Origin of the sequence: Sinomonas sp., from assembly GCF_051955515.1 — a bacterium.
Classification (GTDB): Bacteria; Actinomycetota; Actinomycetes; order Actinomycetales; family Micrococcaceae; genus Sinomonas.
In genome coordinates this window covers 1-8,958 of record NZ_JBQCGQ010000117.1, presented here as the reverse complement: position 1 = coordinate 8,958, position 8,958 = coordinate 1, and the positions used below count along the sequence as shown (strand labels likewise).

The 8,958-nt window shown below is 63.6% G+C and carries 8 protein-coding genes and 1 pseudogene; 1 reads left to right on the top strand and 8 read right to left on the bottom strand.

What is annotated here, in order from left to right; genetic code table 11:
- A pseudogene (locus ACTHL9_RS06500) lies at window positions 1-443 on the top strand (hypothetical protein); the annotation flags it as partial.
- On the opposite strand, the gene ACTHL9_RS06495 reads toward ACTHL9_RS06500, so the two are convergent.
- The 8 genes from ACTHL9_RS06495 to ACTHL9_RS06460 form a co-directional block, all read right to left on the bottom strand.
- Window positions 427-1,428: a sugar phosphate isomerase/epimerase family protein gene (locus ACTHL9_RS06495; protein ID WP_440518032.1), complete on the bottom strand. Its 1,002-nt coding sequence runs from the start codon at window positions 1,426-1,428 to the stop codon at window positions 427-429. The pseudogene ACTHL9_RS06500 and the gene ACTHL9_RS06495 overlap by 17 nt on opposite strands.
- A 29-nt stretch (window positions 1,429-1,457) precedes the next feature.
- Window positions 1,458-1,634 carry a hypothetical protein gene (locus ACTHL9_RS06490; protein ID WP_440518031.1) on the bottom strand — a complete coding sequence of 59 codons (177 nt, stop codon included), beginning with the start codon at window positions 1,632-1,634 and terminating at the stop codon, window positions 1,458-1,460.
- Window positions 1,635-1,746: 112 nt separating this feature from the next.
- Window positions 1,747-2,742, bottom strand: a complete 996-nt coding sequence (locus ACTHL9_RS06485; RefSeq protein ID WP_440518030.1) for a LacI family DNA-binding transcriptional regulator — start codon at window positions 2,740-2,742, stop codon at window positions 1,747-1,749.
- A 154-nt stretch (window positions 2,743-2,896) separates the two neighbouring features.
- Window positions 2,897-3,622 carry a FadR/GntR family transcriptional regulator gene (locus tag ACTHL9_RS06480; protein WP_440518029.1) on the bottom strand — a complete coding sequence of 242 codons (726 nt, stop codon included), beginning with the start codon at window positions 3,620-3,622 and terminating at the stop codon, window positions 2,897-2,899.
- 187 nt (window positions 3,623-3,809) lie between these two features.
- Window positions 3,810-4,964: a sugar ABC transporter substrate-binding protein gene (locus ACTHL9_RS06475; protein WP_440518028.1), complete on the bottom strand. Its 1,155-nt coding sequence runs from the start codon at window positions 4,962-4,964 to the stop codon at window positions 3,810-3,812.
- 65 nt (window positions 4,965-5,029) lie between these two features.
- Window positions 5,030-6,097: an ABC transporter permease gene (locus ACTHL9_RS06470; RefSeq protein ID WP_440518027.1), complete on the bottom strand. Its 1,068-nt coding sequence runs from the start codon at window positions 6,095-6,097 to the stop codon at window positions 5,030-5,032.
- Window position 6,098: 1 nt separating this feature from the next.
- Window positions 6,099-7,112, bottom strand: a complete 1,014-nt coding sequence (locus tag ACTHL9_RS06465) for an ABC transporter permease (protein ID WP_440518026.1) — start codon at window positions 7,110-7,112, stop codon at window positions 6,099-6,101.
- Window positions 7,109-8,719 (bottom strand): sugar ABC transporter ATP-binding protein, encoded by a 1,611-nt coding sequence (locus tag ACTHL9_RS06460; protein WP_440518025.1) that lies wholly within the window; start codon window positions 8,717-8,719, stop codon window positions 7,109-7,111. Before ACTHL9_RS06460 ends, ACTHL9_RS06465 begins: the two co-directional genes overlap by 4 nt.
- Between the last annotated feature and the right edge of the window lie 239 nt (window positions 8,720-8,958).

Here is an 8,958-nt window from a genome sequence, read left to right as displayed (position 1 = left end):
TGGTCACGGGGGACCGTGACCTGTTCCAGCTGATCGACGACTCGCGCCACGCGCGCGTGATCGGCACGGCGCGGTGGCATGGAGAACCTGGAACTCGTCACGGACCGGATGGTCGTGGAGAGGGGCTGCTTGCCGCTGCCTCTGACGCCGCGAGCGGGCTCTCCGCCCCCACCCGGCCGAAGCTCGCCGCAGCTGCGGCCTACCTCGCGGTCGCGCCCGCCGTTGTGAAGGTGGTCCGCGACCTCGCCCTGCCGACCCTTGAGGGGGCCGGAGCGCAGCTGCGCCCCATCGTCGGCGACGGGCGCCGAGCTGGAAGGTCTCGCCACGGCGTGGAACCTCGGCGGCTCGGTCATGCCGGCTCCTCCAGGCGTTCGACCAGCACCGCTGAGGGGAAACGTGAGACTCGTGTAGCCCGTACCCTCGAAATCAGCCCTGACTGCTGAAAGCCGTGTCGAACCTCGCAGGGGCACCGTCGTAGTCATACCTTGAGAGGAGTTCGAGAGCCTCGTGCGCCCCATAAAGGCGGTTCATCCCGGCGTCCTCCCACTCGATGCTGATCGGGCCGGAGTAGCCGATCGCATTCAGGACCCGGAACGCAGACTCCCACGGGACATCTCCCCGCCCCGCCGACACGAAGTCCCACCCACGCCGGGGGTCGCCCCAAGGCAGGTGAGAGCCCAGCAGGGTGTTCCGGCCAGTTGTGCGGACTTTGATGTCGTTGCAGTCAACGTGGTAAATCCTGTCCCGGAAGTCCCAGAGGAAGGAGATCGGGTCGATGCCCTGCCACATCATGTGGGAGGGGTCCCAGTTCAGCCCGAAGGCCGGACGGTGATCGATCGCTTCGAGCGTGCGGACAGTGGTCCAGTAGTCGTAGGCGATTTCGGAGGGGTGCACCTCGTGCGCGAACTGCACGCCCTCGTCGTCGAACACGTCGAGGATGGGATTCCAGCGGTCGGCAAAATCCTGGTAGCCAGCATCGATCATCGTTTCCGGCACCGGCGGGAACATCGCGACGTACTGCCAGATGCTTGAGCCTGTGAAGCCGACCACCGTGTCGATTCCTAGCGCACGGGCCAGCCGTGCGGTGTTCTTCAGCTCCTCCGCAGCCCGCTGCCGCACGCCCTCGGGGTCGCCGTCGCCCCACACTCGCGGACCGACTATGGCCTGATGACGAAAGTCGATGGGGTTGTCGCAGACGGCCTGCCCCTTGAGATGGTTTGAAATCGCCCAGACCTTGAGGCCATATCGGTCCAGAAGATCAAGCTTGGATTGGACGTAGCCAGGCTCGTTCCACCGGGAGGCGTCTAGGTGGTCTCCCGAGACGGCGATCTCAAGCCCGTCGTAGCCCCAGTGGGCTGCGAGCCGTGCGACCTCCTCGAGCGGAAGATCGGCCCACTGTCCGGTGAACAAGGTGAAGGGGCGGCGCATGGTGATTTCCTTGCGGGGTTGGAGCGGTCTCAGCTGAGTGGGGTGATCTGGGTGACGGTGAACGGCTCGGCGAGCAGGTCCATACTCTCGGAAAACCCGACCACAGCCGAGGTGGTGACCGGGATGAAGGCGTCGACGCCTGTCGCGATGGCATCGGTGCTGCCAGGGTGCGAGGAGGAGTGGACGGCTTTGCCGTGAACGTTCACAACTCTTCCATCGTGAACGTTCACGCCCAATCTGTCAAGACTCACGAGACCCGCAGATAAATCTCCGGTTGAGACGGTCAGAGCTGAAGCCGGGAAGAGCGGGAGCGGGCGGCTAGCGGCTGGTCTGCCGGAGCCTCGCGGGGATCGCACTCTTGCGAACTACGAGAGTGGGAACGCTCGGCGTGCGATCGACCTCGCGGCCTTCAATCGCGCCGATCAGCACGTCGATGCTGAGTGTTGCCAAGGAAGCGAAGTCCTGCCGGACCGTCGTCAGCGGCGGCAGGAAGTAATCCGATCCTTCGACATCATCGAAGCCGACGATACTGACGTCTTCGGGCACTCTGACACCGTTCTCTGCGAATGCCCGGACGAGGCCAAGGGCGGTGTGGTCGCTCACCGCGAAGATGGCCTGCGGAACGCGGCCCTCGGCCACGAGGCGGAGGCCTGTCTGATAGGCCCACTTGGGGCTCCAGTCGCCCTCGAGGCAGAGCCCGGGCGGCAGCCCGGCGTCGCGCAACGCGCTTTCCCAGCCCCGCTTGCGGACGCGGCCGTCGAACCACTCCATGGAGCCGGCGATATGTGCGATATCAGTGTGACCGAGGTCGATCAGGTGCTGGGTAGCCATGCGGGCACCGAGCTCCTGGTTCTCCGAAAAGGTGAAGACGTTCGGGGTCGATAGTGCGCCGGCGGCGATCATCTCAACCGGCACCCGAAGCGACGTCCTCCAGACCTCCGAGGCCATCGAGAGCCGAGGCGCGATCACGATGATTCCATCCACGCCAACGTCGTCCAGCGTGTCGAGGGCGTCCTGCACGGTTGATTCGTATGGCTCCTCGACGGTCACGACGGTTGTGCCGTAGCCCTTCTGGCGGGCTACGTTCTCGAGGGAGATGAGCGTCCCAACGGGGCCGAAGCGGGGGGAGCCGTCGGTGAGGATTCCGATTACGGTGGAGCGGCTGGTGACAAGAGTGGTCGCCGTCCGATTGCGGCGATAGCCAATCTCCTGGATGACGCGGAGAATTCGTTCGCGAGTTGAGGGGCTCACATCCGGCGCGTTGTTGATGACCCTCGAGACGGTTTGGTACGAGACGCCAGCCATCCGAGCCACATCGTTGATGCTGGGCTTTCGCGATGGACCGCTGGCTGAGCCTCTTGATGCGCCTGGCAAAGCTAATTCCTCCTCCCGATATCGTCCCGTTTGGCGATCGCCGAATCGAGGTCCAAGGATATCTGGGAGTCCAGAGGTGCCGGGGCCCGTGTGGCTAGGACGTGGGCGTGGTGGGCTGGGCGATATTCTTGGCGATGTCCCTTTCCACGTCGCGGATATGGGCGACGGCGGCACTTTGGGCCTCGCGGACTTGGCCGGCGACGACCGCGTCGACGATCCTGGCGTGGCCCCTGTGGGAATCTTCGCGACGTCCGGGGAGGTCGATGACTCGATGCGAGTACTTCACCATCATCGGCTCGAGGCTGCTGTAGATCGTTGCGAGCAAGCCATTCTGGGAAGCCTTCGCGATCGTGTGGTGCAGCTTGAAGTCGAGCTTGACGAATTCTTCATTGGAGAGGTTCGGGTCAGCGCATCGGGCGAGGATGTCCTGGAGCTCGGAGGCGTAGCCTGGCGTGATCCGGCGTGCGGCCAACCCCGCGGCGTCCCGTTCCATCATCCGGCGGACCTCGAACAGCTCGGGCACAGTAAAGCCCTCGAACACCAACAGGTCGGAGGCAGCTTGGGAGACGACGGTGTTGCTGACGACGAATACGCCCACCCCGTGGTTGCTGCTGACAAGGCCGCTGGCTTCGATGCTTCTGATGGCTTCGCGCATGGAACTGCGGCTCACGCCGAATTCCTCCGCGAGCACGCGCTCCGGCGGGAGCTTCTCACCCACGGCGTAGACGCCCTTGGTGATGAGCTGAGTCAATTGGGCGGCCACCGAGTCCGAGACTCGGAGGCGCTCTACGCGTTCGATCCTGCTGACGGTCTCGACCATCGTTCGTCCTTCCCCCTGACGGGCTTTTCGGTCTTTCCCCCGTGGGGGTGACTCCTGAATCATACTGGTCAGGTGGTCCGATCTCCAGCAGCCTGGAGGTTGCAGAAATCGGCGTGTTCTGGCATGAGGCAGGGTAGGGCACCAAAGTGCTCCACCCCGCCTCATCATGACCGTATGAATTCTGGTCTCAGTACTTCTTGGGGGGTGCCATAATGCCGTTGATATAAGCGGCATATGCGTCCACGTTGTCCTTGGTCACCAGATGTGTGGCAACGTTTGAGATCTTCGGGACGTAATTGCCCAGAACGACAGACTGGAATGCAACGTCGATCATTTGGATGGCATTGTCAACGGAATTCACGTCGACGGAGGCGGTCAGCTTCCCGTTGCGGATGGCATCCATGCCGGAAAGCAGACCGTCTGCGCCGACGATGACGATTCCCTGGTTGCCGTCCCACTGCTTCAGGCCAGCCGCATCGACCGCCTGCGAGGCTCCGAGCGCCATGTCCTCGTTCTCCCCATAGATGGCATTGATGTCGGGGTGGCGGGTGAGGAGGTCCTGGGCCGCGGAAAGGCCCTTGTCGCGGAGGTACCCGCCGTCGGCCGTGGCCACGACCTGAAGCCCTGGGTTCTCTGACATTGCCTGGTTGAAGCCGATCAGGCGGGCACGGGACCAATCAGAGCCGGACGGGCCCATAATCTGCGCGATCTTGCCCTTGCCTTTGAGGGTGTCAGCGAGGAATTTGCCGGCCACGTAGCCGGACTGCCATCGGTTGTCGTACCCGATGTTGGAGACGGTATTGATCTGATCGACGGGATACAGCTCGACTGGCTGGTTGAACTGGAAGATCTTCGTCCCGGCATCCATGGACTTCTTGTACACCCCCTGCATCGTCGCAAAGTTTGCTCCCGTGCAGATGAAGACAATGTCGAACTTGCGGCTCGTCCAGGTCTGGACCGTGCTGATCTGCTGCTCGACTGCGTTGAAGTTTCCCGTGGGCGAGGACTTCTCCCACTTCCACTTGACCCCGTACTCGTCCTCGAGTTGGGCCATCCTCGTGAAGGCGGCGTTCTCCATCTGGGTGTAGTACTCGGAGAGCACCGGCGGGGTGAAGCCGACTTGGATAGTGCGGCCGTTGACAAGCTTCTTGACCGCGGCGGCGTAGTCCGCGTTCCCGGCCAATGCTGCCCCACCACCACCGCCGCCGCCGCCCGTCGCGCCGCCGGGCGGCGTGGTGCAGGCGGAGAGCAGGGTCAGCGAGCCTAACAGGGCGCCGGCGCCGAGCATCTGTCGCCGCGTTGATCCGGGCTTGGCATTCTCATTCGGTGGGACGTTTCCCATGTCATTTCTCCTTTGAAACTGGGTGCGGTGCGGGTGCTGCGGATGATGTTTTCGTCCTGGAGAGATCAGCTCACTGCCTGTCCCACCTGCTGGATGGGCGCTGGTTCCTGGGGCTGAGGGCTGGGTTGCTCGATTTCGGCGCTGTTCTGGCGCTGCTTGAAGTACGCCGTGAGTCGGTCGAGCAGCACCGCGAGGAGCAGGATGGCCCCCGTGACGATCTGCTGCCACTCCGAGGTGATGCCGGCGATATTCATGGCATTGGTGATGAGCGTGATGGTGAGCGCACCGAGGATGGCTCCGATCATTCGGCCCCGTCCGCCGCTCAGTGCTGCCCCTCCGATGATTGCCGCGGTGATGGCAAGAATCTCGTAGCCGGTTCCGAGCGTGGGTGCCACATTGGTGGCCCGTCCGGCCATGATGACTCCCGCGAGACCTGCGCAGCCGCCGCTGACGATATACGCGAACGTCTGGACTGCAGGGACGGAGATGCCGGAGAGGCGCGCCGCGTCTGGGTTGCCGCCCACGGCGTAGAGGTAGCGGCCGATCACGGACTTCCGGAGCATGAGGGCCACCGCGACGCAAAGGACGATGGCGACAAGCACCGGAATGCTGATGAGGCCGGCGAGCTTCACTTGGCCGCCGACGAGGCGGTATTCCGGTGTCATGTAGCGGGTGAACGGGGTTCCCCTCGTCCAGAGGAAGAGGGCTCCGCGGGCGACGCCGAGCATGGCCAGCGTCGCAACGAAGTCCGGTAGCCCCAGCTTTGTGATCAGGAGGGCATTCACGAGCCCGCATGCCAGTCCGCAGCCGATGCCCGCGAGCAGGGCGAGCGGAAAGATGAGGCCCTGTGTGATGAGGTAGGCAGCAACTCCTGCTGAAAGCCCCATGACCGATCCCACGGAGAGGTCGATGCCTCGGGCGATGAGGACGACCGTCATGCCCAAGGCGAGCAGGAGCACGAAGACCGCCTGGTTCGCGATGTTCTCCCAGTTCCCGAAGCTGAGGAACGACGGCGAGACGAAGGTCATGAGGACGATGAACAGGACCAGAAGGATCACCAGGCCGGAGGCCGGCTTGGCTAGGAGGGCCTGGATGCGGGTGCTGAGGCGGGATGCGCTGAGAGAAGAAGTCATGTCATGCCTCGCTGGGTTTCGGGGCCGCAGCTCGCGCCGGGGCCATGGGACGCAGTGTGGTCTGCAGCCACTTCTGAGCGCCTCGGTCGAACGCCACGGCGGCGACGATCGCCGCTCCGGTCACGATGGAGAACCACAGTGGGTCGACGCCGATCAGCTGGAGGCCGCGGTTGAGGATGGCGAGGAAGAACGCACCGACGGCGGCGCGCCAGATGCTCCCTCGGCCACCTGCGAGCGAAACGCCGCCGACGACGCAGCCAGCGATGGCCGTCAGTTCGTAACCTCCCCCGAGGCCGGGCTGCACAGAATTCAGGTGAGACGCCAAGAGCACGCCTGCGATGCCGGCAACGGCTCCCGAGATGACGAAGACCGTGAACTTGGTCTTGCGGACACTGACCGCGGCGAGATAGGCCGCGTTCGGGTTGATTCCGGTCGCATAGACGGAGCGGCCGAACGGCGTCTTGACGAGGGCTATCTCGAGCACGACGAGGATGACGGCGGCGATGAGGACGCCGGTCGGAACCCCTGCGATCTTGCCTCCTGCGAGGGCAAGGAAGGAACTGTCCGTGGTGCCGGTCAGCTGGGTGTGAACGGTAAAGACCTGGAGTGTGCCCGCACCGATGCTCAGGGTCGCGAGGGTGACGACGAAGTCGCTCAATCCGAGACCGGCGACGAAAGCGCCGTTGATGAGGCCGATGATCAATCCCGTACCTGTTCCGGCGAGGATCGCCAGGACGGTCGGCGCCCCGTTCATCGACGCGAACAGGGTGGCCGCCGCGCTGAGCCCGATGTTCGAGCCGATAGACAGATCGATGCCCCCGCTGATCAGCACGAATGTGAGGCCTGCGGCGAGCAGGATGGCCGGGACGGATTCCACGAAGGTGTTGTAGATGTTGTCGGGGCTCAGGAAGTAGGGCGACGCTAGGGCAAAATAGATCGCCATGGCCAGGAAGGCGATCGAGACGGCGACGCCGTCAATCGCCAGTGTCCTTGAAGCACGCTGGAGGATGCTCATGCGGCTACCGCTCCTCGGGTCGCAAGCGAGATGATCTGTTCGCCGAGCTCGCTCGTCTCAGAGGCGGCTTCATCCCGCCCCGTTCCTTCGAGTTCGCCGACGATGGTTCCTTCGCGCATCACGGCGATGCGGTCGGAGACGCGGATCAGTTCGGGGAGTTCAGAACTGATCACGATGGCTGCCCCGCCCCGATCAACGAAGTCGTAGATCAGGCGGTAGACCTCGGCCTTTGCTCCTACGTCGATTCCCTGGGTCGGCTCGTCGAAGATGATCAGATCAGGATTCGTGAAGAGGCACCGTGCAATGACGACCTTCTGCTGATTGCCTCCGCTGAGATTGCGGATCTTCTCCTGCACCGAGCTCGTCTTGATGCCCAGGTCACCGACGAACCTCTTGGCTGTCTCCGACTCATGGGAGCCACGAAGGAAGAGTCCCGCAACAGCGGTTCTCCTCAGGTCCGAGATGGTGATGTTCCTCTTGATGGAGAAGTCGCCGAGAATGGCGTGGGTCTTTCGCTCCTCCGGGACGTACATGACGCCCTTCTGCCGGGCCTCTCGCGGTGAATGGATGACAGTTGGCTTGGAATGCAGGAAGATCTGGCCGGAGTCGGGCCTGTCGGCCCCGAGAATGACCATCGCCGTCTCGGTTCGGCCAGCACCGGCAATGCCGGCGAGCCCCAAGATCTCGCCGCGGCGGACCGCCAGCGATACCTCATGCAGGCGCGGGTGGCGGGTAACGGCCTCCAACCGGAGGACTTCGTCCCGTGGACCCGAATAGCCTTTGGCGGTTTTGCCGTCGGCGATGTCCTCCCGCGCGGCGAGGTTCGAGCGCCCGACCATGAGCCGCACGAGCGAATCTGCGGTGTGGTCGGCAGGATCGACGTTGGCGACGAGCCGGCCGTCCCTCAGCACTGTGATGGTGTCGGTCAACCCGAAGAGCTCATCGAGACGATGTGTGACCCACAGGAGCGAAATCCCCTTCTCGCGCAGCTGGCGCATGTAGCTGAAAAGGGTCAAACGCTCGTGGTCGGCGAGACCGGATGTGGGTTCATCGAGGATGAGGACGCGGGTGCGGAATGCCAGCGCCTTGATGATCTGCACGACATGCTGCTTGAGGGCACCGAGCGCTTCGACAGGGACATTGATGTCGTGATGCGTGAGGCCGAATTCATGGGCGAGTTCGCGAACCCGAGCTCGCATCCCCTTCTCGTCGAGAATTCCCACGGCACGGTTGCGGCCAGCGACCATCTCTCGTCCCAGGAAGATGTTCTCGATGGCAGTGAGGTTAGGGGCTAGTGACTGTTCTTGGTGGACGGTGGAGATCCCGAGGTCTTGGGCATCGCGCGGAGTCGAGATGGCCACTTCCGCGCCATCGATCGAGATCGTCCCTGCGCTCGGCCTTACCGTTCCCGAGAGGATGTTGATAAGTGTGGATTTCCCGGCTCCATTTTCGCCGAGGAGCCCGTGGATCTCGCCCGCACGCAGATCGATGTCCACGTCGGCCAAAGCCACCACGCCCGGGTAGACCTTGCCGATCCCACGGACGGAGACGACCGGCACGTCGCTGGTGCCCTTCGGGGCGCCTTGGTGATTTTCAGTGGTGTTCATTTTCAGCGACCTCATTGTCGAAGCGGAGCGCCCCTGTCTCCGGGTCATCAGGTGGTCTGATGTCTAGAAGGCTTGTTGCCCGCCCCATAAGGGAAGGGTGAAGCCAGGAGGGGAGCGCGGGGTCACGCGGGGTGCTGGGTGCCCCCCCCCCCCCTGAATGCGGTGCGGGGCCGGCTCTCGGAAGAGATAAGAGAACTATGCCGCGGCGATTAGCGCGAGGAAATCCTTGCTAGTACGCC

Bases quoted from the DNA above. Each gene is read 5' to 3' on its own strand.
- ACTHL9_RS06460 (WP_440518025.1), bottom strand. From the start codon at position 8,719: ATGAACACCACTGAAAATCACCAAGGCGCCCCGAAGGGCACCAGCGAC.
- ACTHL9_RS06495 (WP_440518032.1), bottom strand. From the start codon at position 1,428: ATGCGCCGCCCCTTCACCTTGTTCACCGGACAGTGGGCCGATCTTCCG.
- ACTHL9_RS06465 (WP_440518026.1), bottom strand. From the start codon at position 7,112: ATGAGCATCCTCCAGCGTGCTTCAAGGACACTGGCGATTGACGGCGTC.
- ACTHL9_RS06470 (WP_440518027.1), bottom strand. From the start codon at position 6,097: ATGACTTCTTCTCTCAGCGCATCCCGCCTCAGCACCCGCATCCAGGCC.
- ACTHL9_RS06475 (WP_440518028.1), bottom strand. From the start codon at position 4,964: ATGGGAAACGTCCCACCGAATGAGAATGCCAAGCCCGGATCAACGCGG.
- ACTHL9_RS06480 (WP_440518029.1), bottom strand. From the start codon at position 3,622: ATGGTCGAGACCGTCAGCAGGATCGAACGCGTAGAGCGCCTCCGAGTC.